31 protein-coding genes and 1 pseudogene are annotated in these 22,387 nt (G+C 59.6%); 20 read left to right on the top strand and 12 right to left on the bottom strand.

The window, feature by feature from the left end; genetic code table 11:
- The first annotated feature begins 7 nt into the window (after positions 1 to 7).
- The 6 genes from trbC to GRI69_RS15145 are packed head-to-tail and all read left to right on the top strand — an operon-like array spanning position 8 to position 7,937.
- A complete protein-coding gene (gene trbC, locus GRI69_RS16370; protein WP_337191081.1) occupies positions 8 to 745 on the top strand; it encodes a type-F conjugative transfer system pilin assembly protein TrbC in 738 nt (245 codons plus the stop codon).
- The gene (locus GRI69_RS15165; RefSeq protein ID WP_160729021.1) at positions 742 to 2,481 is read left to right on the top strand and encodes a conjugal transfer protein TraN; all 1,740 of its coding nucleotides are present in this window, start codon (positions 742 to 744) and stop codon (positions 2,479 to 2,481) included. The genes trbC and GRI69_RS15165 overlap by 4 nt, the downstream gene beginning before the upstream one ends.
- 1 nt (position 2,482) lies before the next feature.
- Entirely contained in the window at positions 2,483 to 2,860 is a 378-nt protein-coding gene (locus GRI69_RS15160) for a hypothetical protein (protein WP_160729020.1), read from the top strand.
- On the top strand, positions 2,857 to 3,663 hold the full coding sequence (gene traF, locus GRI69_RS15155; RefSeq protein ID WP_160729019.1) for a conjugal transfer protein TraF: 807 nt from the start codon (positions 2,857 to 2,859) through the stop codon (positions 3,661 to 3,663). Before GRI69_RS15160 ends, traF begins: the two co-directional genes overlap by 4 nt.
- Positions 3,663 to 5,105 (top strand): conjugal transfer protein TraH, encoded by a 1,443-nt coding sequence (locus GRI69_RS15150; protein WP_160729018.1) that lies wholly within the window; start codon positions 3,663 to 3,665, stop codon positions 5,103 to 5,105. Before traF ends, GRI69_RS15150 begins: the two co-directional genes overlap by 1 nt.
- A 12-nt stretch (positions 5,106 to 5,117) precedes the next feature.
- Positions 5,118 to 7,937, top strand: coding sequence for a conjugal transfer protein TraG N-terminal domain-containing protein (locus tag GRI69_RS15145; protein ID WP_160729017.1), 2,820 nt, complete (start codon positions 5,118 to 5,120; stop codon positions 7,935 to 7,937).
- Between the two features lies 1 nt (position 7,938).
- Here GRI69_RS15145 and GRI69_RS15140 read toward each other — a convergent pair whose 3' ends face one another.
- The gene (locus GRI69_RS15140; protein WP_063612630.1) at positions 7,939 to 8,154 is read right to left on the bottom strand and encodes a hypothetical protein; all 216 of its coding nucleotides are present in this window, start codon (positions 8,152 to 8,154) and stop codon (positions 7,939 to 7,941) included.
- 258 nt (positions 8,155 to 8,412) lie between these two features.
- Here GRI69_RS15140 and GRI69_RS15135 point away from each other — a divergent pair, with 258 nt between their 5' ends.
- The 3 genes from GRI69_RS15135 (at position 8,413) to GRI69_RS15125 (ending at position 10,728) form a co-directional block, all read left to right on the top strand.
- Positions 8,413 to 8,685: a WGR domain-containing protein gene (locus GRI69_RS15135; protein WP_063612631.1), complete on the top strand. Its 273-nt coding sequence runs from the start codon at positions 8,413 to 8,415 to the stop codon at positions 8,683 to 8,685.
- Positions 8,686 to 9,016: 331 nt separating this feature from the next.
- Positions 9,017 to 9,802, top strand: a complete 786-nt coding sequence (locus tag GRI69_RS15130) for a type IV toxin-antitoxin system AbiEi family antitoxin (protein WP_082834651.1) — start codon at positions 9,017 to 9,019, stop codon at positions 9,800 to 9,802.
- An 8-nt stretch (positions 9,803 to 9,810) separates the two neighbouring features.
- Entirely contained in the window at positions 9,811 to 10,728 is a 918-nt protein-coding gene (locus GRI69_RS15125) for a nucleotidyl transferase AbiEii/AbiGii toxin family protein (RefSeq protein ID WP_160729016.1), read from the top strand.
- A 438-nt stretch (positions 10,729 to 11,166) separates the two neighbouring features.
- Here GRI69_RS15125 and GRI69_RS15120 read toward each other — a convergent pair whose 3' ends face one another.
- Positions 11,167 to 11,745 carry a hypothetical protein gene (locus tag GRI69_RS15120; RefSeq protein WP_160729015.1) on the bottom strand — a complete coding sequence of 193 codons (579 nt, stop codon included), beginning with the start codon at positions 11,743 to 11,745 and terminating at the stop codon, positions 11,167 to 11,169.
- A gap of 26 nt (positions 11,746 to 11,771) precedes the next feature.
- Here GRI69_RS15120 and GRI69_RS15115 point away from each other — a divergent pair, with 26 nt between their 5' ends.
- Both GRI69_RS15115 and GRI69_RS15110 read left to right on the top strand, forming a co-directional pair.
- Entirely contained in the window at positions 11,772 to 12,158 is a 387-nt protein-coding gene (locus GRI69_RS15115) for a type II toxin-antitoxin system RelE/ParE family toxin (protein WP_063612635.1), read from the top strand.
- The gene (locus GRI69_RS15110; protein WP_160729014.1) at positions 12,155 to 12,475 is read left to right on the top strand and encodes a helix-turn-helix domain-containing protein; all 321 of its coding nucleotides are present in this window, start codon (positions 12,155 to 12,157) and stop codon (positions 12,473 to 12,475) included. The genes GRI69_RS15115 and GRI69_RS15110 overlap by 4 nt, the downstream gene beginning before the upstream one ends.
- A 63-nt stretch (positions 12,476 to 12,538) precedes the next feature.
- On the opposite strand, the gene GRI69_RS15105 is transcribed toward GRI69_RS15110, so the two are convergent.
- The 4 genes and pseudogenes from GRI69_RS15105 to GRI69_RS16315 all read right to left on the bottom strand — a co-directional run bounded on the left by GRI69_RS15105 (position 12,539) and on the right by GRI69_RS16315 (position 13,252).
- Positions 12,539 to 12,733: a hypothetical protein gene (locus GRI69_RS15105; RefSeq protein ID WP_160729013.1), complete on the bottom strand. Its 195-nt coding sequence runs from the start codon at positions 12,731 to 12,733 to the stop codon at positions 12,539 to 12,541.
- 10 nt (positions 12,734 to 12,743) lie between these two features.
- Positions 12,744 to 12,926, bottom strand: a pseudogene (locus GRI69_RS15100) (DUF3768 domain-containing protein); the annotation flags it as partial.
- A gap of 12 nt (positions 12,927 to 12,938) precedes the next feature.
- On the bottom strand, positions 12,939 to 13,127 hold the full coding sequence (locus tag GRI69_RS15095) for a hypothetical protein (protein ID WP_160729012.1): 189 nt from the start codon (positions 13,125 to 13,127) through the stop codon (positions 12,939 to 12,941).
- Positions 13,127 to 13,252, bottom strand: coding sequence for a hypothetical protein (locus GRI69_RS16315; protein ID WP_268234557.1), 126 nt, complete (start codon positions 13,250 to 13,252; stop codon positions 13,127 to 13,129). Before GRI69_RS16315 ends, GRI69_RS15095 begins: the two co-directional genes overlap by 1 nt.
- Positions 13,253 to 13,776: 524 nt before the next feature.
- Here GRI69_RS16315 and GRI69_RS15090 point away from each other — a divergent pair.
- The 4 genes from GRI69_RS15090 to GRI69_RS15075 all read left to right on the top strand — a co-directional run bounded on the left by GRI69_RS15090 (position 13,777) and on the right by GRI69_RS15075 (position 16,184).
- On the top strand, positions 13,777 to 14,715 hold the full coding sequence (locus GRI69_RS15090) for a DMT family transporter (protein ID WP_160729011.1): 939 nt from the start codon (positions 13,777 to 13,779) through the stop codon (positions 14,713 to 14,715).
- Positions 14,716 to 15,021: 306 nt separating this feature from the next.
- The gene (locus GRI69_RS15085) at positions 15,022 to 15,387 is read left to right on the top strand and encodes a PRC-barrel domain-containing protein (RefSeq protein WP_160729010.1); all 366 of its coding nucleotides are present in this window, start codon (positions 15,022 to 15,024) and stop codon (positions 15,385 to 15,387) included.
- A 69-nt stretch (positions 15,388 to 15,456) separates the two neighbouring features.
- On the top strand, positions 15,457 to 15,648 hold the full coding sequence (locus GRI69_RS15080; protein WP_160729009.1) for a DUF3008 family protein: 192 nt from the start codon (positions 15,457 to 15,459) through the stop codon (positions 15,646 to 15,648).
- Positions 15,649 to 15,806: 158 nt separating this feature from the next.
- On the top strand, positions 15,807 to 16,184 hold the full coding sequence (locus GRI69_RS15075) for a hypothetical protein (protein WP_160729008.1): 378 nt from the start codon (positions 15,807 to 15,809) through the stop codon (positions 16,182 to 16,184).
- A 71-nt stretch (positions 16,185 to 16,255) separates the two neighbouring features.
- Here the strand turns inward: GRI69_RS15075 and GRI69_RS15070 are convergent, their stop codons facing one another.
- The 5 genes from GRI69_RS15070 to GRI69_RS15055 form a co-directional block, all read right to left on the bottom strand.
- Positions 16,256 to 16,972 (bottom strand): RES family NAD+ phosphorylase, encoded by a 717-nt coding sequence (locus GRI69_RS15070; RefSeq protein WP_160729007.1) that lies wholly within the window; start codon positions 16,970 to 16,972, stop codon positions 16,256 to 16,258.
- Positions 16,966 to 17,382 carry an MbcA/ParS/Xre antitoxin family protein gene (locus GRI69_RS15065; protein ID WP_050599403.1) on the bottom strand — a complete coding sequence of 139 codons (417 nt, stop codon included), beginning with the start codon at positions 17,380 to 17,382 and terminating at the stop codon, positions 16,966 to 16,968. The genes GRI69_RS15070 and GRI69_RS15065 overlap by 7 nt, the downstream gene beginning before the upstream one ends.
- Before the next feature lie 117 nt (positions 17,383 to 17,499).
- The gene (locus tag GRI69_RS16205) at positions 17,500 to 17,718 is read right to left on the bottom strand and encodes a hypothetical protein (protein WP_237453151.1); all 219 of its coding nucleotides are present in this window, start codon (positions 17,716 to 17,718) and stop codon (positions 17,500 to 17,502) included.
- The gene (locus GRI69_RS16310) at positions 17,655 to 17,825 is read right to left on the bottom strand and encodes a GDCCVxC domain-containing (seleno)protein (protein WP_272916482.1); all 171 of its coding nucleotides are present in this window, start codon (positions 17,823 to 17,825) and stop codon (positions 17,655 to 17,657) included. Before GRI69_RS16310 ends, GRI69_RS16205 begins: the two co-directional genes overlap by 64 nt.
- A gap of 56 nt (positions 17,826 to 17,881) precedes the next feature.
- Positions 17,882 to 18,277: a hypothetical protein gene (locus GRI69_RS15055; protein WP_119587736.1), complete on the bottom strand. Its 396-nt coding sequence runs from the start codon at positions 18,275 to 18,277 to the stop codon at positions 17,882 to 17,884.
- Positions 18,278 to 18,344: 67 nt separating this feature from the next.
- On the opposite strand from GRI69_RS15055, the gene GRI69_RS15050 reads away from it, so the two are divergent.
- Positions 18,345 to 18,749: a MerR family transcriptional regulator gene (locus GRI69_RS15050; RefSeq protein ID WP_119587737.1), complete on the top strand. Its 405-nt coding sequence runs from the start codon at positions 18,345 to 18,347 to the stop codon at positions 18,747 to 18,749.
- Here the strand turns inward: GRI69_RS15050 and GRI69_RS15045 are convergent.
- Positions 18,746 to 20,086 (bottom strand): dihydrolipoyl dehydrogenase family protein, encoded by a 1,341-nt coding sequence (locus tag GRI69_RS15045; protein WP_202392053.1) that lies wholly within the window; start codon positions 20,084 to 20,086, stop codon positions 18,746 to 18,748. The two genes, GRI69_RS15050 and GRI69_RS15045, sit on opposite strands and share 4 nt — an antisense overlap.
- A 128-nt stretch (positions 20,087 to 20,214) precedes the next feature.
- On the opposite strand from GRI69_RS15045, the gene GRI69_RS15040 reads away from it, so the two are divergent.
- Genes GRI69_RS15040 through GRI69_RS15025 form a run of 4 tightly spaced genes read left to right on the top strand, consistent with a single transcriptional unit; the run spans position 20,215 to position 22,368 of the window.
- Positions 20,215 to 20,586 carry an ArsR/SmtB family transcription factor gene (locus tag GRI69_RS15040; protein WP_233548446.1) on the top strand — a complete coding sequence of 124 codons (372 nt, stop codon included), beginning with the start codon at positions 20,215 to 20,217 and terminating at the stop codon, positions 20,584 to 20,586.
- Positions 20,583 to 21,512 (top strand): MBL fold metallo-hydrolase, encoded by a 930-nt coding sequence (locus tag GRI69_RS15035; protein ID WP_066850798.1) that lies wholly within the window; start codon positions 20,583 to 20,585, stop codon positions 21,510 to 21,512. Before GRI69_RS15040 ends, GRI69_RS15035 begins: the two co-directional genes overlap by 4 nt.
- A complete protein-coding gene (locus tag GRI69_RS15030; protein ID WP_160729005.1) occupies positions 21,512 to 21,958 on the top strand; it encodes a YeeE/YedE family protein in 447 nt (148 codons plus the stop codon). Before GRI69_RS15035 ends, GRI69_RS15030 begins: the two co-directional genes overlap by 1 nt.
- Positions 21,955 to 22,368 carry a DUF6691 family protein gene (locus tag GRI69_RS15025; protein ID WP_066850796.1) on the top strand — a complete coding sequence of 138 codons (414 nt, stop codon included), beginning with the start codon at positions 21,955 to 21,957 and terminating at the stop codon, positions 22,366 to 22,368. Before GRI69_RS15030 ends, GRI69_RS15025 begins: the two co-directional genes overlap by 4 nt.
- The last annotated feature ends 19 nt before the right edge of the window (positions 22,369 to 22,387 follow it).

Here is a 22,387-nt window from a genome sequence, read left to right as displayed (position 1 = left end):
GCTCGCCGTGAACCGAAAAATCGCTATCTCGCTCGCCGGCTTCAGCCTCATCGGCTGCGTAACGGCGGTCGTCGCCCAGAGCGCTGACGGGTTCGACCCCCAGGCTATCGAGGCGCGCGCGGGAGAGTTCCAAGCGGATGCCCAGGCACTCTTCGACTACGTTACCTCCAATGGCGATGAACATCGGGAAGAGGCGCAGACGATCGTCAACGAGGGTTACGCCTCGATCGAAGGTCTCGATGTGTCCGATATTGCGGGCGGTGACGGGCCTTTCGACTTCGACGAAATGGTCGCCGGCGCGAAGGCCGGCATGGCCAATCCCGAAGGCGCGCCGCTATTCATCGCATTCGCGAGCCTTTCGATGCCCGAGGGAGCGCTGGCGAAATTGATCGAGGACACGACGAAGGCCGGTGGCGTCGTCGTGTTCCGTGGCTTCTCGGCCGGAAACCCGCAGGCGTTCATCACCGGCATCCGCAATGTTGTGGATCAGGCTGGCGCGAGCAACGTCGCGATCGATCCGCGGCTGTTCCGGTCGTTTCGGGTCGACCGGGTACCGACCTACGTCGCGCTTTCGAGCGATTTCGAACCCTGCGACCAGCTCGACTGCGTGACCACGCCGCCTCCGCACGACCGGATCGCCGGCAACGTCAGCGTTGGCTACGTGCTAGAGACCTTCTCGAACGCCAACGGCCCCGGCGCGCCGGTCTCGCGGGTTGCGCTCGCCAATTACAGGTCTGAGCGGTGAACATCCGCGGCCTCGCTCTTGCTTGTGCCGTTCTCGTGGCGACGGGTCAGCTCGCCCATGCGCAGATGACTTCGGCCGATGCGCGCGCAGAGGGCGAGGCGATCGGGGAGGGCGTCCGCGATGCCACGAACGGGTCCATCCTCGCCGATGGTGCGCAAGCGAACGTCCCGACATACGGAGGGACCGATTTTCCATCGCTCGAGTATGCTGACGATGCGGTCGGCCTGACGACGGCCGGCGAAGCGCAGCGCTATCAGCAGGACTATCGCATCGTCGTAGATCCATACCGCAAGGTCGTCGATCCTGCGACGATCGATCTCTCCGCGGCATCCGCCATCGAAAGCGATCCCGACGCCTATCTCGGTCCCGGCGCTAGCCCGGGTGGATCGAGCGGTTCATGCGATCCACTGCCTCCCGGGGGCGGTGGATCGACCACCTATCTCGAGAGTTGCAACCAGGGTTCGCAGCCTTTCGACGAAGCACGGACGTGCAGGGCTCTTCTGACAATTCAGACACAGGGGTCCCGGTATTGGGAGTACACCTGCGATGAGGGGTTCGACAGGGATGTCAATCTAGGCGCGCGGCAATGCGCCGCCATTCAAGGCCAGCTCGATGCCGGCGGTTGTCAGGAGATCAACCGGGTCCGGATAGGCCAAGGGTGCCTTCAGTGGTACGACAATGGACGCACTCGCTACTGCTCCGAACCCGGCGACCCAATTTACCGTCTGACCTATTCTTGCCCCGCGCAAACTGCGGTCTCCGGAGGCATTGAGCGGAACACGATTTCGATTGTCAGCGAGTCCGTCGAAGAAACACAATGCGAAGCCACGATCGGTGGAGCGACGTGCTCGCTCCAAAGCGAGACCTGCACGGCTCCCAACGAGACGCGCGTCATCAATGGCTTGCCCGTAACCCGCCCGTGCTGGGAGTGGAGCCGCACGTATCAGTGCCAGGGTTTGCTTCCGGCGAACGACTGTGCTGCGCTCGAGGCACGTCCGGAATGCGCGTTCAGCCACGACGAGTGCCTGAGCTACGACGCTGACGGCACCACCTGCAATGTCTACGATCGCTGGTTCCAATGCACCACGCCGAACACGGGGACGCCGCCCCCGCCGGCGTATGTCTGTGCGGGCGATCTCTACTGCATCAACGGCGAATGTACGAGCGTCACACGCGAGGCATCGACCGAGTTCAAGGATGCTATGGTGGCGATGAACGTCATGGGCGAGCTTCGCGACGAGTTCGATCCAAACCAGCTGAAGATTTTCAGCGGTGAGAACCTGAAATGCACCAAGAAGGTGTTCGGACTGTCCAATTGCTGCAGCGGGAAGGGGGTTCCCCTCCTTACGCCGTGGCTCTGCAACAGCCAGGACCGGGACGTCGACAAGAAGGATGATGCCGGGCTCTGTCACCACGTCGGTACTTATTGTTCGGACAAGATCCTCGGCGTCTGCGTGACGCGCAAGCAATCCTACTGCTGCTACGGGAGCAAGCTGGTCCGCATCCTCAACGAGCAAGGCAAGGCCCAGCTCGGGATGCAATGGGGCAAGGCCAAGGAGCCCGACTGCGAGGGTTTTCTGATCGCCCAGTTCCAGCAGCTCGACCTCAGCCGGATGGATTTCCGCGAGGTCTACGCCGAGTTCGTCGACGCGGCGAAGCTGCCCGACGAGATCGAAATGTCGATCCAGATCCAGACCAAGATTGAAGACTACTACACTCTGAATGGAGGGACTTGAAGTGTCGGGCGGCGAAGTCATTGCGTTTCAAAAAGGGGACCGATTCCCAGCTGCCGAGGTGCTCGATCTCGCAATCAGCGTCGCGATCGGACGCAACCTTGCTGCCAGCGAGGAGGAGATGTTCTCGCGCATCCACGACTGGTTCCTGCGGCCAGCATCAAGGGCGGAGCTCGTGGCCGCTATCGGCCGATTGCTCGAACGCGGTTGGATCTCCCGGGCGGGCGAGAGCGCCTTCGATTTCTGCCTCACCGACGCCGGCATCGACGGCGCGACGACCCTGTCCGGCGGAATGATCCGGATGATCGACCGTGGTCGGGGTCACCTCAAGACCGCCTTCCTCCTGCAGATGCTCGACCTCGACAAAGGGAAACGCTCATGAACAAGCTCGCTTTGCTCAGCCTTGCGGCAGTAGTCGCCGCAGCCACGGCCCCCAGTTTGGCGCAGACGGCGGACACGGCGTCCCAGCGCGATGCCTTCTACTGCCACGAGCGCAAGCTCGGGTCGTGGTTCTACTGCAATTCCGAGAAGGTGAAGCGCGAGGCGAAGGAGAGGGAGCAACAGCCCGCCCAAACCGTACCCGCCGTGGAGCGAATGGCGGCGATCACCAAGCAGCTCGACGAACTCAAGGCGCTCGCGATCCTCGAACCGACCTCCGAGAACATCGTCAACTACATCCGCTTTCAGCGTGAGCAGCTCGATCGTGCGTCGACCTTCGCCGATACGTGGAGCAGGTCGATCTGGCAGAACCCCGAGCTCGACTACACACTCGAACGGCCAGTGGGCACCTTGGCCAAGCAGACCTGGCTCACGGACCGCCGCGACCAGCGCGAGGGATCGATGCAGGCGCTCACGCAGCGCTACGGCGTCTTCTACTTCTACTCTTCGAGCTGCTCGGCGTGCCGGACGTTCTCGCCGGTCATGCGCGCGTTGTCCGACAACTACGGCCTCGAAGTGCTGGCTGTATCAATGGACGGTGGTCCGAATGAGCTCTTCCCGAATTACGTGATCGACAGCGGACAGTACCAGCGAATGGGTCTTCAGGGAGGCACCGTGCCGGCGATCGTCCTGTTCGACACGCAAACCAAGCAGCCGATCCCGATCGGCTACGGCGTCATGGCGGCCGACGAAGTCATGCAGCGCATCTTCTACCTCACGCAGATCGAGCCAGGGAGCGATTACTGATGTCTACTCGGACGAGAGGCGGCATCGCCGCCCGTTTCGCAAAACGCGCCGGTGTCGCTCTCTGCGCGGTGGCGACGACAGGCATGGCCGCTGCGCCGGTCAGCGCGCAGGTTGGGGCCGAGCTCAACGATTTCTTCAACGACATGGGTGCGGCGGCCAACGCGACCGGGCCGACCGCCTATCAGGGCCAATCCGCGGGCTATTATTCGGGTGGGAACATCTGGACACGGTTTCCGCAGAAGAGCGTGAACCCGGTCAATCTGCAACTGCCCTCGATCAAGGCGGGTTGCGGCGGCATCGACGTCTTCTCGGGCAGCTTCTCCTTCATCAACACCGACGAGATCGTCGCGATGTTGAAGGCGACCGCCAACAATGCGCTCGGCTTCGCCTTCCAGCTCGCCATCAAGTCGATCAGCCCGCAGATCGCCTCGACGATCGAAGAGATGGCGCAGAAGGCTCAGCAGATGAACCAGTTCAACATGAACAGCTGCGAAACCGCTCAAAATCTCGTCGGCGGTTTGTGGGGAAAGTCGGACCGCATGTCGTCGGAGATCTGCAAGTCGATCGGCAACAGCCAGGGGCTCTTTTCGGACTGGGCGAAAGGCCGTCACGAATGCGGGACCGGCGGTCAGCGGGAGTCGACGATCGCTGCGAACAGCGATCCGAACATTCCGTCGGAAAGCTACAACTTCACGTGGGATATGCTGAAGCAGAGCTATCCGAGCTTCTCTCCCCAATTCCGCGAGTACCTCATGACGTTCGTGGGGACCGTCATCTATTATCAGGATGGCGATGGGAGCGGAAAGCGCGGCTACCAGTTCTTCGGGCAAGGCGATCGCGCGCTCCTGACGGCGCTTCTCGACGGCACGAACTCGGTCACGATGCTGAAGTGCGATACGATCGACAAGTGTCTCAATCCGACGACTCAGACCATGTCGGTCGACCAGGCGCAGGCATTGAAGCCTCGCGTCCGTGCGATGATCGAGAGCATGAATGCCAAGATCCGGTCGAACACCGCGCTGACGTCGGACGAGATCGGACTGCTCGGCGCGACCACGATCCCGCTATACAAGATCATTTCGGTCAACGCGGCGGCGACGCTTGGCGGAATGACAGCCAATGACATGAACGATCTGGCCGAGATTGTGTCGATGGATCTGCTCGATGCGCTTGCGCAGCAATATTACGGCTACGCATCGCGGGGAGTCGGGACGTTCCAGAACGCGAACGAGGAAGCGCTGTCGCAATGGCGTGACCAGATCGTCTCCGTGCGCCACGTCCTCGATGGATATTCCCAAGGCATGAACCTGCGCCTCGATCGAACGCAGCACGTCATCCAGCGCGCGGTCTTCCTGGAGGGCACGCTGCGCAACAATCTCTCCCCGCAGATGTCGGCGGCGCTGTCCTTCAGCACGTCGCTGTCGAACCAAGGCGTCCAGTAAGGATCAGGGACCATGATGGAGATCTTCACGATTGGGGGCGGGGAATACATCGTCAACGTCCTCAACGCGGTCTCCGCATGGACGGGGGGAGGGGGCTTCCGTTCGCTTCTCCGGGTCGTGATGGTGATGGGTTTCATATACACGCTTCTGATCGTCGCCTTCAGTTTGAACTGGCGCGCCTGGCTCAACTGGTTCCTGGGTGCGACGCTCATGTACGGGGCACTCATCATCCCGACGACCACCGTGCAAGTCACCGATCGCCTCAATCCCAGTCTGGCACCCTCGACGGTCGGCAACGTCCCGGTTGGTCTGGCCCTCATCGCCTCGGTCAGCTCGACTGCCGGCGACTGGTTGACGCGCACGGCCGAGACCGTCTTCACGATGCCTGGCACCCTGCAGATGTCGAACAACGGTATGATCTATGGAGCCAGGCTCTGGGATCGCACCCGGGACTTCCAGATCCGCGACCCCCGCATCAGCGCCAATCTCGAGGAGTATTTCAAGCAGTGCCTCTTCTATGACATCTTGCTCGGCCATATGTCTTTCGACACGGTCGCGAACTCGAACGACATCCTGACCGATATGGGCCCCGGCTCGCCGGCGCGGGGTATGAAGTGGATCCCAGCCACGGGCACCCCGACGATCGTGACTTGCCAGGCAGGATACACGAGCCTTCAGAGCGGGATTATCACCTATACCGATGCGCAGCTCGAGGAGGAGGGCCGCAAGCTCTTTCCAGGCCTCACTCCCGCAGCAGCTCGCGCCAAACTGATCGCCGACCTCCCAGTCATCGCCAATCAGTTCCACGGTAGCAGTCAGACCGCACAACAGATTTTCCATCAACGCTCGCTGGTGGGTGCCTTCCTCGAAGCGCGAGCCAATCTCGGTGCGGCTGATGGCGATACATTCGCCATGCTCCGCGCCGAGGAACAGGCGCGCAACACCTACACGTCGATCACACAGCAAGCGATGACGTGGGTCCCGCTTCTCAACATCGTGCTGACCGTCGTCTTCTATGCGATGTTCCCGGTCCTCTTTCCGCTCTTCCTTCTTCCGCGCACAGGGGTAACCGCGCTGAAAGGTTATTTCACCGGCTTCTTCTATCTGGCCGCATGGGGGCCACTCTATGTGGTCCTGCACATGTTCATCATGGACCGCGCATCGGACTCTCTGAATGCGACCGCACCGGGCGGCATCACGATGGCAGGCATGGCCGGTATCGATGCGGTCAACGCGGATACCGCGACGATCGCAGGCTTCCTGATGATGTCGATCCCGTTCCTTGCTGCCGGCATGGCGCGGGGAGCGATGGCCGTCTCGTCGCAGGCGACCTCCATGCTCGCTCCAGCACAGGCTGCAGCGGAAGCGGCGGCCGTGGAACGGACGACGGGCAACTACTCCTACGGAAACGAAAGTTTCATGAACCTGTCGAGCTTCAACCGGCAGTCTAACCAATGGAACACTGCGCCATCCTTCACGGGTGGAGTTGCTGTGCAGTCGACCGTCAATCCCAACGGTACTTTCACGCGGACGATGGCTGACGGTTCTACCGTCTTCGATACATCACCCGGAATGAGCCGCCTCGCCTTCGGTGCCTCTTTGAGCCAGTTCGCAAATTCCGAGCGCCAGCAGACGCTTTCCGAGCTCGAGACGGCTCGCAACAGCCTCACCGAGGAGCGTTCGCGTGCGCTTTCGTTCCTCGACCGAACCTCGGCACGTCAAACGACCGGCGTCCGCAACTCGAGCGGAAGCGAAAACTCTGCAGGATATCGCTCTGGTGAAAATTTTCAGAGGTTTGACAATCAGTCGCTCGATTCGAGAGACGGTATAAGCGAAGGTGACAGGATTTCGCGCTCTTCGGGCGATCAGCAAACCAACATTGATCGTCTTGAGACTACTCGTGGCGGGAGTATTGGCGTATCTGGCACTGCCGGTAGAGGAAATTCTGGAGGAAGTCCTCGCAGGGGCTCTGGCCTTGGTATTAATGCCGGCGCCCAAACTGGCATCAATGGAGGACGGTTGCGCACCGACCTCGTGAACCGTGGAAACGATCGTATACAAAGCAACGGACTCGATTCGTCGACCTCTGACGGTCGCTCCAACGGGTCGAATGCTACACAGGATAATGGCAGCTACTCGCAGAGCGGCAGCTTTAATCGAAGCGAGGGCTATTCGGATAATTCCTATTCTCGTGAGCAAGCTCTCGAAGAGATCCGGCGCATTGATGAGCGCATTGCTGCAATCGATGAAGTTTCGACGTCCCTCAGCAACAATACCTCCAATCGCGAAGGGTACGGTGCGAACCTCAACTTCGATATGTCTCAGATTGTTGCATCAAGGTATCAGGAAAAGGCCATGGAACTTGGGGTGACGGCCCCGAGCTTGGCCCGCACCGACTACAATCCGCAAGAGCAGGCAACCTATGAGCTTGTAGCGAGAGAAATTATCGCCGATTATTACGATGCTCGCGTTGCCCCCTTCAATGATCTCATCCCTGAACGCGGCTCCTTGGTCGGCAATGTCACTGGGCCCGGCGATTTCAGCGAGTCCGACCTTCGCGCCAGCACGCCGCGCCAAAATGTTGGTGGGCCACGAAACCTCGTGAATGGATCGAGTGATGGATCTATCGGAGACCGGATCGACGAAGGCGCATCGTCACTTGGTGATCGTTATGAGGCCAACACATCTCGCTACAGCGACAAGCGGCGGGAGTTCGAGGAGCGCCGAGAAGGCTTGGGTGGAGCAAACGATCGCTTTAACGAGCGCTTCTATGATCACGACCAGCGGGAGCGTAACACAATTCAAAGACGCCTTCGTGGTGACGACGAATGAGTTACCAGCTCAAAATAGCGATAAAGATGAATGCAATTGCTAACATCAATCCGAGAATAGAATTCCATTCAACTCGTCCCTGCGATGGCTCGTAATCGTGGCCAAGGAAATCATCCCCGGTCTTATAGAGCCACTCTGGGTTCACTCCGCCTGAAGGATCCCACTTCGCGGCTGCCTTGACCACTCCAGATTCTCCAGGTTGATCGTCGAAGCTCATCGCAATTCTCCTAGGCTAGCCGTAGCATTTTAGGACGCTAAATACAACGACTGACCGGATGCTGCGTTTAAATCAAGTTGGACAATCCGTTACGGAATTCTTGATGCGCGAGACCTTGCGGACAATTCCAGACCTGCGTGGGCGATGGTCTGAAAGCAGTGCATATGCGATGCCTGATCGAAGATTTGAATCACAGGGTAGGGCGGTGATTCAGTTTCTGCGTTGGATTTGAGAGTTGCGGTGCACCAATGTCTCTTCATGGCAAAGCACTTCGAATGCCGCGAGCACTGGCGGGCTGTCGACACCGCGCGCAACATCGCACGCGACTATCAACTCACGGTCACGCTCGACCTGTTTGGCTGGACCGTCGTCGAACGTCAGTGGGGTCGCATAGGTTGTAACGGGAAGGGCGCGCGCGACAGCTTTCCGAATGCGGCGTCGGCGCGGCGTTTTGTCGATGCAGTTCGTAGCCGACGCGGAAGCGCCAAGCACCGGATCGGAGTGGAATATCGGTCCGTTGAAGAAGCATAGGCGAGCGACTCACATCCCGTAGGCATGGTTTCATGCAGTTTGCGGAAAATAGGCTTTCCAATCTCCGCATGAACTGTCGCGAATGTATTGCGCAATGCGGAGATTAGGAGAACTGGTCTGCTTTTGAGCGGGATGCCGAAACGTTGTCAGCGCGGATATCTCGCAGACTAGACGTCCGAGATCTCGCGGCTGAGGCGTGAGTTCGACCGCAGGTTTGGGCCCTGAGTCCGAGCATAAGGTTTGTAGACTGCGCCAAACACCAAGCTTGGCTTGGCAAAAGCGGAAAGCTTCAAACTGGATTTTGGTTTGAAGATATGCCAAAACACTAATCATGGCTAAGCGTTCTGACAGCAAGCTAAACCGGCTTCAGCGGGAACTCCCTGAGGGACTCCTGGCCGATGCCGCGTGGATGGAGGCGCACGGTTATTCATCGGCGCTGCGCAGCCAGTATGTCCGCGCTGGCTGGCTCGAAAGTCCGGCGCGGCGGGTCTATCGTCGCTCGCGCGCGCCATTGACATGGCCGCAGGTGGTTATCTCGCTCCAGACCGTGCTGGACCTGCCGCTGACCGTCGGCGGGCGCACCGCACTCGAACAGCTAGGCTATGCCCATTACCTTTCGGCGGAGATGCGCGAGGTTCACCTCTACGGGCCGAAGCGACCGCCGACATGGCTGGACAGCTTGCCGCTCGACGTAGCCTTCCGCTGGCACAACAGTCTGCGTCTGTTTCCCGGCGATGCCGGCGCACAAGCGGAGCCGAGCCCCGTCATGGTCAGCGCCGCAGGTCTGAGCTTACCCATCCGCTATGCGAGCAAGGAACGTGCCGCGCTCGAATTGCTCGACGAGTTGCCCAGACATGAGAGTTTCCATCAGGTCGATGCCCTGATGGAAGGGCTGAGCGATCTCAGCCCGCGTCGCCTGCAAACCCTGCTGGAGACCTGCGCCAGCGTGAAGGTGAAACGGCTATTCCTGTTCTTCGCCGACCGCCACCGGCATGCCTGGCGATCCCGTCTCGATGTGACCCGTGTCGATCTTGGATCGGGGAAGCGCGTCCTGGTCAAAGGTGGCACGCTCGACCCCGGCTACCACATAACCGTGCCGTCCGATCTGGCGGGGTAGCGGGCATCATGGCCTTTCTCGACTCTTACCGGCAACAGGTCGCCCTTCTCATCCGCACCATTCCTTTCGTAGCGCAGGAAGAAGCCTTCGCCCTCAAAGGCGGTACCGCGATCAACCTGTTCGTGCGCGACATGCCGCGCCTGTCGGTGGACATCGACCTGACCTATCTGCCGGTCGAGGATCGCGCCAGGTCGCTTGCCGCGATCAACGCGGCCATGCTGCGAATAGCGAAACGGATCGAACGCAAAATACCGGATGCGAAGGTCCATGCTTCGCGCTCGGCCGACGAGAAAATCGTCACCAAGCTGCTCGTCCGCGCTGGAGGCGTGCAGATCAAGATCGAGGTAACGCCGGTACTGCGCGGCACCGTCTACGATCTTGCCTTGCGGAGCGTTGTGCCAACAGTCGAAGACGCCTTTGGCTTTGCCGAGATGCAGATCGTGTCCTTCGAAGATCTCTATGCGGGCAAGATCGTCGCGGCGCTTGACCGCCAGCACCCTCGCGACCTTTTCGACGTGCGCGATCTCCTGGCGCACGAAGGTATAAGCGACGAGCTGCGGCGCGCATTCCTTGTCTACGTCATCAGTCACCATCGCCCGATTGGCGAAGTTCTTGCCCCGACACGAAAACCGCTTATGGAGGAATTCGAGCGCGGTTTTGTCGGAATGACGCATGAGCCGATCGCGCGGGCCGATCTTGAAGAAGCGCGCGAGGCGATCATCGCTGCGATGGTTGCCGACATGCCCGATGCGCATCGGCGGTTTCTGGTCGGCTTCAAACGCGGAGAGCCGGACTGGCAACTTCTCGGCATACCGGAAGCTTGGCACCTGCCTGCCGTCCTGTGGAAGCAACGCAATCTGGACCGGCTCCCTGCCAAGAAGCGATGTGAACTGGCGGATGCACTCGAGAAGATGCTGTTTCAATAAAGCTAGTATCGAAACTTCGTTGTCCGGAATCAAACCCTGGTCTTATTGCGGATCGTTTCCCAGAAACCGTGCGATTGCGCTCGAATATGCCTGCAGCTTCCTGCCGTATCGCAGCACCGTCGATGCAGAATCCCAGCGCATTGCATTCAAGATCGCGACACCGTCAGCGCCCAACGCGATCAGATCCTGGGTCAAGCCAACCCTCAACGAGTGGGATGATATCAACTTCAGATAGCCCACGTTGTCATCATTTTGTCGCATCGACGGCGAAAGCGCGGCCTCCGCCGCATGCTTTAGGTCCTTGCGGAAAATGTCAGGCCGCGTGGCCCAAGCTCGGATAGCAGGACCCCTGCGATGCTTAATCGAAGATTTGAATCACAGGGCAGGGCGGTGATTCAGTTTCTGCGTTGGATTTGCGGGTTTCGGTGTGAGTAATGTTTATTCATGGCAAAGCACTTCGAATGCCGCGAGCACTGGCGGGCTGTCGATACTGCGCGCAACATCGCACGCGATTATCAGCTCACGGTCACGCTTGACCTGTTTGGCTGGACCGTCGTCGAACGTCACAGGAGTCGCGTAGGTTGTAAAGGAAAGGGCGCGCGCGACAGCTTTTCGAATGCGGCGTCGGCGCGGCGTTTTTTCGATGCAGTTCGTCTCCGACGCGGAAGCGCCAGGCACCGGATCGGAGTGGCATATCGGTCGGTTGAAAAGGCTTAAGCGACCGACTTTTCGCATCCGGTCGCTCTGGTTCGATGCGTTTGGCGGAGAATAGACTCCCCAATCTCCACACGAACTGCCGTGCATATATTGGGCGATGCGGAGATTGACGTCTATATTCACCGCAGGAATTGGCAGCGCCTTTGGCTGCCGTTCGGCATCGCCAAGGGCGTCTGCGGAGCCGGATGGAAGGCTTCGGTTTTGATCTCCGCACGGCACGAGGGCGGTCAGGGAAGGTGGGGAACGTCCTACCAGGATGAATCCGAAAACATGGTTAGACGAAAGCTTCGCTTCGATCACGCTGGCAAACATCCCGACATACCCGATTGACAAGTGTTGTCAGATATGACTACATAGGATCATGTCGCGCCCCAACGCTTCGACCGATTTCGTGGATCAAGGCAGCGCGCAAGGATTTCGGGGCGTTCCCGGCCCGTGCGATCGACAAGGCGCTCGATGCGCTGACGATCGTGGCCGATGGCGGGGCGCCGGACATCGCCAAGCCGCTCGCTGGTCTCGGCTCCGGTGTTTGGGAGCTGGCGATCAAGGAGCGCGGCGATGCCTACCGTGTCGTCTACGCCCTGCAACTGGATGACGATATCTGGGTGGTGCATGCCTTCCAGAAGAAGTCGACGAAGGGAATATCGACGCCGCAGCGCGAGATCGACCTCGTGCGCGAGCGGATCAGGCGATTGAAGGAGATGCTGGAATGACCGAACAGAAGGACGACATCGAACTGGTGCGCGGGTCAGGCAATGTCTTTGCCGATTTCGACGTGGCCGATGCGAGCCTGCGTCAGCTCCGCGCGATCCTCGCCGCCGAAGTGGTCAAGACGCTCGACAAGGAAAAACTGACCGTCCGCGATGCCGAAGCCCGCACCGGTATTGCGGCGGCCGATTTTTCGCGCATCCGCCAGGCCAAGCTCGACCGCTTCACCGTGGACCGGCTGATGCGCATCCTCGACCGGCTCGACCGCGATGTTCGCGTCAAGGTATCGGTTGCTGCACGGCCCGAGCACCTCGCGGCATGAAGCAACCCGTTCAGTAATTGCAGCGGCCCGCCCGTGGGCGGGCCGCGCAACCAACTTCACCAGTCAGAACAGATCGAGCTTATCGCGCAGCGGATCCCAGAAGCCGATATCGCGCGGCTTCTGGTTTCGGCGCGGCAGCATCGGCATGTCGGCGCCGCATTGCAGCTTCTCGCCCAGAGTGACCGGGCGCACGCCCGGCATGATGATCTGGTCGGGGTCGGGTCCGGCGATGCGGACCGGTGGATTGCGCCTGGTCATGCTCCACCCCTCAATATTCGCTGGCAACCATGATCGTCAGCACTCGACGGGCAGTCGCTAGGTTGGCCGGGTTCTCGCTGCCGAACCGCAAATCGCGGTCGTAGGAATCGATCTTCCAGAACACGGTTTCGGCAAGTTGTGCCGGTCGCATGATCGTCCAATTTCCATCGCCGCCCTGATAGATCGTTCCGAAATCACGCTCGCCTTACGGATCGTTGTCCGGCACGAAGGCGTCGAAGGTCTCGATCAACTCACGCACCCGAGACCGATCTGCCTCGGGCAAGGCCCGGAATCCCTCTGTCGCCACGGCAACACCGGCCAGCCCGATCGCCTGCCGCGCCCGGTCATTGAGCCGGACAATTTTCTCAGTGCGTGAAAGTGTGCCAGCGGTCATTACGCCGCGCTCCCGCCACTTTCGCAGATGTCGATCAGTTCGCCGAAATCCTTCTGCTCACCCAGTTCCTCGACGAGTTCTGGGAGAAATGGGCAATGCGCTGGTGTCCCAAAGACCAAGGACATCAATGGCTGCTACCGGCGGGTCTACTTGCAAGACGCTTTTCCGGGTCTCTGCATCGACGAGCCCAATGAAGAACACGTCACCAGATGGTTTGCCGAGGTCAACCGGCAGATGGAACCCGGCACTGCTAACAGGGCCTTCGGTCTTCTAAGGCTGACGCTCTTGCGTCAGCGAACTTTACCTGCACTCATACATGCTAACGATAAGTATTTGATTTAACATAAGATATATTATCGTTCTAGTGGATCAACTCGGCCTGCCTTTCAGAACCCTTTCCGGGAAAGCTTGTACGCGGATCCGCTACCAAGTAGCGCGCGTGGCCCAAGGACTAATCTCGGTAGATCGCCGGATGCGCGGGTCACGTCCGTATCACTCCCAACCTCCCAATTCTTCTCGCTCGAATACGTGCTATCGGATTCTGGCGCAGCGTAAGAAATAGACGATATCCTTGAAGAACTGAGCTATCTGACACGAGACGCCGCCCGCGAAACGGAAACAAGACTATGTTTTCCAAGCGGAGTCCGGCATGCTAAATTTTTGCAGTATCATGGTATCCGATAGACGCTCGACCACTCCTGCGATTGTTGTGCAGCTTTTGCTGGGCATGGCACTCTTTGGCAGTGCGACGCCGCTCAGCAAGTTAATCGGGCAGCAGTTCTCGGTCTTCACGGCATCTTGCATGCGAATGCTGATCGCTTGCCTGGTCCTTACCCCATTCACGTGGCTGCTGACGAAAAGGTTTGGCAACGCGCAGCGGTCGGACTGGTGGGTAATTGTCGCGATCTCACTGTTCGGGATGGTCGGTTTTACCGCAGCCATGCTTTTCGGCATGCGCCTCACAACGGGGGTGATTGGCTCTACAATCATGAGCGCGACACCGGCAGTGACTGCCGGCGCGGCCGTGGTTTTCTTCGGTGCCGCAATGAACTGGCGGACGTCGGGAGCACTGGCCCTTGCGGTCGCGGGGATAGTAGCAATCAATCTGCTACGAACGGAAGGAGGCGGAGACACGGAAGCTCCGATCCTCGGCGCAGCTCTTGTCGCAATGGCCGTGTGTTTCGAAGCAGCCTACACCCTGCTTTCTCGGAAACTGTCCGACGGTATAAGCTCGCTGGAGGCCACGCTGGCAGCCTCATTGATTGCTGCGTTGGTTTTTGTTGTTCTGGCTATTGTTTTCGACCCCCGACCGTTCGATTTTTCCGACGTAGGTCAGACTGGGTGGTTTGCGGTAGCCTTCTGGGGCGCGGCTACAGCGGGGCTTGCTCCTGTTTTATGGTATAACGGTGCCCGCGAAGCGCCGGAAGCACTCACGGCAGGTGCTATGGCGGTCATGCCCCTTAGCGCGCTTGTGCTATCTTATTTGTTGCTCGGCGAGCCCTTTCGCTGGTCTCACCTCTTGGGCTTTGGGTTGGTTTTCTCAGGGCTTGTTCTGATGATAGTCGAGCATTCGAAGTCGGCAGATTAGGCTCCGGACCGATAAAGGGATTCCCAGAGCCGCGATAATGTGATCCCGCAGCGCCCCCCAAGCAAGTTGCGCAAACTTGACGCGGTTCCCTGCCGTGCTGCCAGACCATTCTCGACAAGAAAACCGCCGTGCCGTTCGAGCGCCTTGCTCATATTAAGTGGCGATCAGCCTACTGCTTCAGTGGCTAACCTTTGTTATCAAAGAGGATTTTTGCGACGAGCGGAGAAACTATCATCGCGGTGCGAGCGTTACTCCGCTGTGACCAAGTCTCTCTTGGTCAATTTCAGTCGGAAAGGAGTTATCACGATGTCCCATGAAAACGTAAGGAGCAGCGATCTGATCGGCAGCGACCGCGTCGAAGGAACGGCGGTCTATGGGTCCAATGGCGACAAGATCGGTACTGTCGAACGTGTCCTGATCGAAAAACGCGGTGGCCAGGCCCGCGACGTCGAGATTTCGGTGGGCAGCTTCCTTGGTATGGGCGGCGAGTTGCACAGCCTGCCCTGGGAAAAATTCGACTATAATACCGAACTAAATGGCTACCAGCTCGACGTGACCGAGGATCAGTTGAAGGGCGCGCCGACCTATAAGGAAAGCGAGCGCGACACCGCTTATGACCGCGATTACCAGACGCGCTCGTACGAATATTGGGCGGTCACACCTTACTGGTGACGGAAGCCACGCACTTCGCGCGCACGAAGTGCCGAGAAGCATATTGAGTGGAGACAAGGAGCAGATACCATGCCGGCAAAATCGAAAGCCCAGCAAAAAGCCGCAGGAGCAGCTCTGTCCGCGAAGCGCGGCGATACCAAGGTGAGCGATCTGCAAGGCGCTTCGAAAGACATGTACGATTCGATGAGCGAGGACGAACTTGAGGATTTCGCCAACGGCGAGCGCCAAGGGAAACCCGAGCACGCCGACAAGGATGGTTGATCGCCGGTATCGCCGTACTGGAGCTTTGTCGATTAGGCGAAAGCTCGGTATGTGAGACAAGGAATTGGTTCCGCGTGTCCTGATCCAAAACTCTGTTCGAGAGACTAGAGAGGCTTTAGACAATGGCGGAGGCTCACGCGGTCCGCTTCGATGAAGCATTGGATATGCCGGAAGGCATAATTCTGGACGTCATGCGATGCTGGCGCGATGCCAAGGATCATGGCGAAGCAGTTCAGCCCTACATATATCAGACGCTGGCGCGGCATCGGCTTGAAATTCTCGTCCCGGTTTTTGATAGCCTGATGACCCTTTGCGAAGCGGCTATGAAACGATCCATTGTTGCCGGCGAAGATGGAGATCGAAGCGGCGACGAAACCGCTCTGATCGATATGCTCGTCGATCCCGAAGACGCGCGAATTTATATCGGCTGCACTCAAGAAGATTGCATTTTGTTGAATTGCGCTTTGCGTTCGACACGCTTGATGATGGAGCAGGCAGTCGCGGGGATATCGACAGGCCGCTCACAGCAATATTAAACCAGAACTGTCGGCGTATGGTCAGCGCCGCTTCCCTTTAAAATCTCTGCCGAAAATTTGCATCTCACATGTCACACGATCCGAAACACTTCCCCTGTCCCGGTATCGCGGTAGAGATCAACCCGCGCCCCATCCCAATGATAATCAAGATGGCGGCCCTGGATCGCATTTGAGGCGAGGTCGGGATAGAACAGGCCAGCACACTCGCCGCCTTCGCGGCGCACACTTGGATAGGCCACCCCGTTCGACCCGGCTGCCTGTAATTGCCCTCCCAGCGTTTGACTCGCCGAATAGTCATTCGGGTCCGCGGCTTCACTGAATCGTCCCTCATCCGCGCGGAGATCATGGAGCCGCGCATTGATGTCCATCACGACCTCGCGGAATTGCGAAGTCCAGCCTGGTGCTTCGTTCGTGCGCGCCATGAAGCGGCTATGATGATGAATGGTTTCGAGCAGCGCGACCTCGAAGCTGTTGCCCGCATAGAGCACGCCATGGCTGCCGTCACTGAATCGCGTCGGGCGGTCGTGGCTGACATGGGTGAACGGTGCCATAAGATACGTCGCCCCAGGTCCGCCGACACGCCGCTCTTGCGGTACGAGGTCGAGATTGCCGATATTCTCCATCAATCGCGGATTGGTCTTTTGCTCCGCCGATATGAGCAGTGGCCAGTCGGCGGGATCGGCAATATCCTCGAACAGATCGATCGGCGGGTGGATGCTGCGGATGATACGGACCGCGCTTTGCCATTCGATAGTGGAAACCGGGACCGTTTCGGGATCGATCACCATCCGCCACGCTCGGCGTCGAGATAGCGGCGCACCCGCATCAGATCGGTCAGTTCGCCGCCCAGCATGATATCGAGCGCGGAGCGACCCTGAAATGCGCTATTGGGTGCCTTGATCCAGTCATGGGCGCGCCGTGTCTCACGAAACATATAGCGCAGCGCCTTGTGAATACCGATCAGGTTGGACAATCGCGCCTTGCCGTCGCGGTCGATCCGGCCGGGTTCACCGTCCGCTTTCCAGCGGCGGTAAGACCGCACGGGGACGTCAAGCAGTGTGGATGCCTGTTCGTCGGTCACATCCCATTTTCCGAACAGGTTTACCACCGCACGAAACATCGCAGCGGCCTCGTCATCGGTAATCGGGACGGGCCGAAAATCGCGAATTGCGGTGTCTACAGGTTGAAATGCAGTCATCATGATACTCCTATATGGCATCGTATGGGCCATATAGGGCCATTTGGCAACCTTCGTTTGTAATATCGGGGTTCTTGTCGCTTGCATTTATTTTCGTTGAAATCGCTAGCGGTATCCTTACCCGAAGCTGGCTTGGCGGTGGTGAACCATGTGAGCGGTTCGCAAGCAGGCGTTGCGCGCGCCTACCAGCGCCCCAACTGGAAACAGGAAAAGGGCAAAGCCCTCGACGACTGGAACAGACATCTCGTTCGCACCGTGGGTGATGCGGTCCTCTACTGCGACGCGCCGCAAGTGGAACCGCCGCCATTTTCGCGCGCCTCCTGAATGGGCGGACATGGCACATCTCCATAAGAGCAAAAGACGCAGCAGTCTCCGGCCAGCGGCTTCAGCCTTTTCTGGCAATGCGGGCACTCGTAAAAGAACCAGCATGCGTTGCTCGGCATGGTTTCGGTCGTGGCCGCTTCGCATTGGGGGCAAGTGATCGTGGAGACAGTCTGCATCAGGCTCCTCCGAGCGCACGCATCAGCGGTTGTTCAATAAAGCCCCATAGCGCGGACAGGACGATCATGGCCGTGGCAATCATCAATACCAGTCGCGTAGCCCCGTTATGGACAGGCTTTTCACAGCCTTCGGCACTGCACACGCGCGCTTTGCGCAAGTGAAGGAACCACCCGAGGGCCACGAGGACGAAGGCCGCGACCGTGAGGGGCAAATGGAAAGGAACAAACCATGCGAGCCCTCCAGCGCCGAGCCCGACAGCGACAAGGACCAAGGGCAGGACGCAGCAAGCGGCTGCGGAGAGAAGCGCTGCTGCACTCGCCAGCACTCCGACGCCAGCAACCCCACGATCGCTCACGCTTTTCGGCTCGTCGTATTGGATAGCCTGCTCGGTCATCTTTGCCTCCGCTCGATTCGAACTCTATGTACGTCCTGTAGTAGATATAGGTTCAAGGAGATTCGGCATGGGTGGCCTGTCGATAGGTGAGTTGGCGCGCAAGACTGGCGTCCATGTCGAGACAATCCGCTATTTCGAGAAGATCGGCATGCTCGGTGCGCCGGATCGTACAGCAGGCGGTCACAGGGTTTTCGACGACGGTCACCTCCGCACACTCAAATTCATCAAACGGGCGCGCGAGCTCGGCTTTGCGCCAAAGGAGGTGCGGACACTTCTGGATCTGGGCGGTCCTGCCAAAGCATGCTGCGACGAAGTGCGCGAGATTGCAGTTCATCACCTCGAAGAAGTGCGGCGCAAGATCGACGATCTCACTCGCCTGGAACGACACCTTTCCGCTACCGTCGAGCAGTGTTCGGGCGGTCATGTGCCCGACTGCGCCGTCATAGACATGCTGGAAACCGCACGGCCCTAGACCATGCATCCGATGTCAGACGCGCCGGTTGGATAGGCGAACATCGTAGTCTTCAGATCGTCAGCGGTTAGCCCATGGCGGATCGCCAGTCCGAAAATATTGATGGTCTGATCTGCGCCGGGTCCGACGAGGTGGGCGCCCAGTATCTTTCCTGTCTCCTCATCTATCAGTGTCTTGTAGCCGTAGACCGGTTCGGCGACCCGCCTGGCGGTGAACCATTGAGAGGTCCGCTCGCACTTTGTTCGAAATTTCAGCCCCGCCTCGTTCGCCTCGGCCTCGGTGAGCCCAACCCGGGCGATAGGCGGAAGAATAAAGGCAACGCTCGGTACTCCTCTGTAATCGGGTTCGCGGTGATTGCCTTCGACGAGATTGGCCGCGACCACTTTTGCATCATGGCTGGAAACGGGCGTGAGTGGCGGCCCGTTCGAGGCAGCATCGCCGGCAGCGTAGACGGCCGGATTGCTCACGCTCTGCAGAAATTCGTTCAGCTTCAGCTTTCCGTTTTCGACTGCGACACCGCCCTTTTCGAGATCGAGCCGCTCAATCGCCGGGGCCCGTCCTGCCGCATGAACGACAAGATCGGCCGCAACCTCGATCGGCCCCTCCTTGCCACTCGCATGGACCGCATACTCTCCGTCCCGTTCTCGAATGGCATCGACGGTCGTATCGGTAATCACGCGGACACCGATCCGATTGATCGCATCCATGAGCCAGCTCACCAGTTCTGGTTCGAACTGTGTCAACATGCGCGGTCCCCGCTGGAGGATCGTTACCTCGGCTCCCGCGCGGGCGGCGATATGGGAAAACTCGGCGGCGATATATCCGCCGCCGACCATCACGATCCGCTTCGGCAGCGAGGGCAATTCGAGAAAGCCCTCATTGTCGATCAGGTGCTCTTCGCCCGGGATGGCTAGAGGTATCGGTCTGGCTCCCGACGCAATCAGGATTTTGCGATATCCGATTTCCTGGTCGCCTACGGCCAGCCGATCAGGCCCCCTGAATTTTGCCGTTCCATGCAAGGTCACGATGTCGGCCTCTTCATATCGCCGCTCGTGTTTTTCGGGCACGGGGTCGGTGAAGCTGCGCTTGAAGCGGATGAGGTCGGGCCAATCGATGTGCAGACCCCCTTCTATCCCGTGCCCTGTCATTCGCTGTTTTGCATCGATCGCCTCTGCGCCGGCCACCAGCATTTTCTTGGGATCGCAGCCGCGTAGCGCGCAGGTGCCACCGAACGGCTTCTCGTCGACGACCGCGACTTTCCAGCCAGCTTTCACAACGCGCATGGCGCAAACCATGGCTGCCGTCCCCGTGCCGATTACGACTAAATCGTATTTCATGTTCACTCTCCTGTCCGATCAACGAAGCTGGAGCGGCTACAGGTTCCAACGCCACCATCGAAAGATTGGCGAAAGGCAAAAGTCCTTCCTTGAACATATCTCAGATAGTTCTAAATTAGTAATAGCTAATGGAGAAGATTATGGGCCAGGACGGGCATTCAGAAACGGATTTCATTCGCCAGGCTGGCGAGGCCAGCCGCCTGCTGAAAGTGATGGCCAACCAATCGCGCCTGCTGGTCCTCTGCTTCCTGGCTGAGGAAGGCGAGTTGTCCGTCGGCGATCTGGCGCAGCGAGTCGGGCTGAGCCCGTCCGCCCTGTCGCAGCACCTCGCAAAATTGCGCGAAGACGATCTCGTCGCGACCCGCAAGGAGGCCCAGTCGGTGTTCTACCGTGTGTGCGACCCGAATGCGCAGCGGGTTCTCGAATTGCTGCACGACATCTTTTGCCCCGAACTCGGCCAATCCCCCCAGCCGAGCGACGACATCGGAGAGATAGTATGAGTGACGACACGAATATCGAAAAGGCCATTGCACAAGTGAACGGCGTTCTTGCCGGCAATCCGCGAGCGCCTCACGTCAAAACCTTCTTCCATGAGCCGACCTTTACCGCGACCTATGTCGTCAGCGACGATCAGACCAAGCGCGCAGCCATTATCGACAGCGTCTGGGATTTCGATCAGCCCTCGGGCCGCACCAGCCTGGAAGCGGCGGACGAGATCATCGATTATGTGCGCGAGGCAGGCCTGACCGTCGACTGGATTCTGGAAACGCACGCACATGCCGATCACCTGTCGGCCGCGCCCTATTTGCAGGAAAAGCTGGGCGGCGAAATGGCCATCGGGCGCGGGATCGTCACCGTGCAGGGCGTATTCGGCAAGGTGTTCAACGAAGGCACCGAATTCGAACGCGACGGCTCGCAATTCGACCGCCTGCTGGAGGATGGCGACGAATTAATGATCGGCGAGATACCGCTGATCGCGCTCCACGTTCCCGGCCATACCCCGGCCGACATGGCCTACATCGTGGGCGATGCGGCCTTTATCGGCGATACGATGTTCATGCCCGATTATGGCTCTGCGCGGGCCGATTTTCCGGGCGGCAATGCGCGCAACCTCTATCGCTCGGTCCGGCGACTGATGCGCCTGCCGGACGAGACGCGGGTATTCCTGTGCCACGATTACAAAGCGCCCAATCGCACCGAATTCGTGTGGGAAACCACCATGCTCGCACAGCGCACAGCCAATGTGCATCTTCACGAAGATGTCGATGAAGATCAGTTCGTCGAGATGCGCACGCAGCGCGATGCGACGCTGGAGATGCCGCGCCTGATCCTGCCAGCCATCCAGGTGAACATGCGCGGCGGCCATTTGCCGCCGCCGGAAGATGACGGCACGTCCTACCTCAAGATGCCGGTGAACAAGCTGTGATGCTGCCCGGATTTCCCGATGCCGCACCAGTGGCCGGATTGCTCGGCGGCGTGCTCATCGGCCTCGCGGCCGCGCTGATGCTGCTGGGCGCAGGGCGAATTGCCGGTGTGTCAGGCATCGCCGCGCGCGCCTGCGGCATCAGCGGGGACGGTATGCCCAGATCCGCAGCGTGGGCGTTTGTCCTGGGCCTGCCGATTGGCGCAATGCTGATCGCCTGGATTACCGGCGGAATCGAGGCAAGCTTTGCCGGTTACGTACCGCTGATCGTGGCGGGCCTTCTGGTCGGCATCGGCGCGCGGATCGGCAGCGGCTGCACCAGCGGCCACGGCGTATGTGGCGTCAGCCGGTTGTCGCAGCGCTCACTTGTTGCCACGGCGACCTTCATGGCGGCCGGGATCGCGACCGTCGCCGTCATGAACGCCTTGGGGCCAGAGCTGCTGTCATGACGCGGCTGGTGCCGCTCCTATCGGGGACATTGTTCGGCGGCGGGCTGGCGCTGGGCGGCATGGTCGACCCGGCGCGTGTACGCGGCTTTCTCGACATATTCGGGCACTGGGATCCTACCCTCGCGTTTGTGATGGGCGGCGCGGTGATCGTGATGGCGATTGCCTGGCGGATCCAGGCGCGCATGGCGCAGTCCTTGATTGGAGCCACGTTCGCCCTTCCCGACCGGACAGACCTGACCCCCCGCCTGATCGGCGGCGCCGCGCTGTTCGGCACCGGTTGGGGAATTGCCGGCCTGTGTCCCGGGCCAGGCTTCGCCGCGCTGGTAATCCAACCGGCAAAGGCGGCGGCATTCGTCGCGGCGATGCTGGGCGGAATGCTGATCGTACGCTTGTTCGAGCCGCAGCGCTAAAGCGTCGTCGGAGCAATCG

It is taken from the genome of Qipengyuania vulgaris (assembly GCF_009827325.1).
Classification (GTDB): Bacteria; Pseudomonadota; Alphaproteobacteria; order Sphingomonadales; family Sphingomonadaceae; genus Qipengyuania; species Qipengyuania vulgaris.
Note: the sequence above shows the minus strand (reverse complement) of the source record. Positions and strands in the feature narration are given on the sequence as shown.

What these genes read in the sequence shown, in the direction of transcription:
- traF (WP_160729019.1), top strand. Translation starts at nt 2,857, where the DNA reads ATGAACAAGCTCGCTTTGCTCAGCCTTGCGGCAGTAGTCGCCGCAGCC.
- GRI69_RS15150 (WP_160729018.1), top strand. Translation starts at nt 3,663, where the DNA reads ATGTCTACTCGGACGAGAGGCGGCATCGCCGCCCGTTTCGCAAAACGC.
- GRI69_RS15145 (WP_160729017.1), top strand. Translation starts at nt 5,118, where the DNA reads ATGATGGAGATCTTCACGATTGGGGGCGGGGAATACATCGTCAACGTC.
- GRI69_RS15140 (WP_063612630.1), bottom strand. Translation starts at nt 8,154, where the DNA reads ATGAGCTTCGACGATCAACCTGGAGAATCTGGAGTGGTCAAGGCAGCC.
- GRI69_RS15135 (WP_063612631.1), top strand. Translation starts at nt 8,413, where the DNA reads ATGGCAAAGCACTTCGAATGCCGCGAGCACTGGCGGGCTGTCGACACC.
- GRI69_RS15130 (WP_082834651.1), top strand. Translation starts at nt 9,017, where the DNA reads ATGGCTAAGCGTTCTGACAGCAAGCTAAACCGGCTTCAGCGGGAACTC.
- GRI69_RS15125 (WP_160729016.1), top strand. Translation starts at nt 9,811, where the DNA reads ATGGCCTTTCTCGACTCTTACCGGCAACAGGTCGCCCTTCTCATCCGC.
- GRI69_RS15110 (WP_160729014.1), top strand. Translation starts at nt 12,155, where the DNA reads ATGACCGAACAGAAGGACGACATCGAACTGGTGCGCGGGTCAGGCAAT.
- GRI69_RS15105 (WP_160729013.1), bottom strand. Translation starts at nt 12,733, where the DNA reads ATGACCAGGCGCAATCCACCGGTCCGCATCGCCGGACCCGACCCCGAC.
- GRI69_RS15095 (WP_160729012.1), bottom strand. Translation starts at nt 13,127, where the DNA reads ATGACCGCTGGCACACTTTCACGCACTGAGAAAATTGTCCGGCTCAAT.
- GRI69_RS16315 (WP_268234557.1), bottom strand. Translation starts at nt 13,252, where the DNA reads ATGTCCTTGGTCTTTGGGACACCAGCGCATTGCCCATTTCTCCCAGAA.
- GRI69_RS15090 (WP_160729011.1), top strand. Translation starts at nt 13,777, where the DNA reads ATGCTAAATTTTTGCAGTATCATGGTATCCGATAGACGCTCGACCACT.
- GRI69_RS15085 (WP_160729010.1), top strand. Translation starts at nt 15,022, where the DNA reads ATGTCCCATGAAAACGTAAGGAGCAGCGATCTGATCGGCAGCGACCGC.
- GRI69_RS15080 (WP_160729009.1), top strand. Translation starts at nt 15,457, where the DNA reads ATGCCGGCAAAATCGAAAGCCCAGCAAAAAGCCGCAGGAGCAGCTCTG.
- GRI69_RS15070 (WP_160729007.1), bottom strand. Translation starts at nt 16,972, where the DNA reads ATGGTGATCGATCCCGAAACGGTCCCGGTTTCCACTATCGAATGGCAA.
- GRI69_RS15065 (WP_050599403.1), bottom strand. Translation starts at nt 17,382, where the DNA reads ATGACTGCATTTCAACCTGTAGACACCGCAATTCGCGATTTTCGGCCC.
- GRI69_RS16205 (WP_237453151.1), bottom strand. Translation starts at nt 17,718, where the DNA reads ATGTCCGCCCATTCAGGAGGCGCGCGAAAATGGCGGCGGTTCCACTTG.
- GRI69_RS16310 (WP_272916482.1), bottom strand. Translation starts at nt 17,825, where the DNA reads ATGCCGAGCAACGCATGCTGGTTCTTTTACGAGTGCCCGCATTGCCAG.
- GRI69_RS15055 (WP_119587736.1), bottom strand. Translation starts at nt 18,277, where the DNA reads ATGACCGAGCAGGCTATCCAATACGACGAGCCGAAAAGCGTGAGCGAT.
- GRI69_RS15050 (WP_119587737.1), top strand. Translation starts at nt 18,345, where the DNA reads ATGGGTGGCCTGTCGATAGGTGAGTTGGCGCGCAAGACTGGCGTCCAT.
- GRI69_RS15045 (WP_202392053.1), bottom strand. Translation starts at nt 20,086, where the DNA reads ATGAAATACGATTTAGTCGTAATCGGCACGGGGACGGCAGCCATGGTT.
- GRI69_RS15040 (WP_233548446.1), top strand. Translation starts at nt 20,215, where the DNA reads ATGGAGAAGATTATGGGCCAGGACGGGCATTCAGAAACGGATTTCATT.
- GRI69_RS15035 (WP_066850798.1), top strand. Translation starts at nt 20,583, where the DNA reads ATGAGTGACGACACGAATATCGAAAAGGCCATTGCACAAGTGAACGGC.
- GRI69_RS15030 (WP_160729005.1), top strand. Translation starts at nt 21,512, where the DNA reads ATGCTGCCCGGATTTCCCGATGCCGCACCAGTGGCCGGATTGCTCGGC.
- GRI69_RS15025 (WP_066850796.1), top strand. Translation starts at nt 21,955, where the DNA reads ATGACGCGGCTGGTGCCGCTCCTATCGGGGACATTGTTCGGCGGCGGG.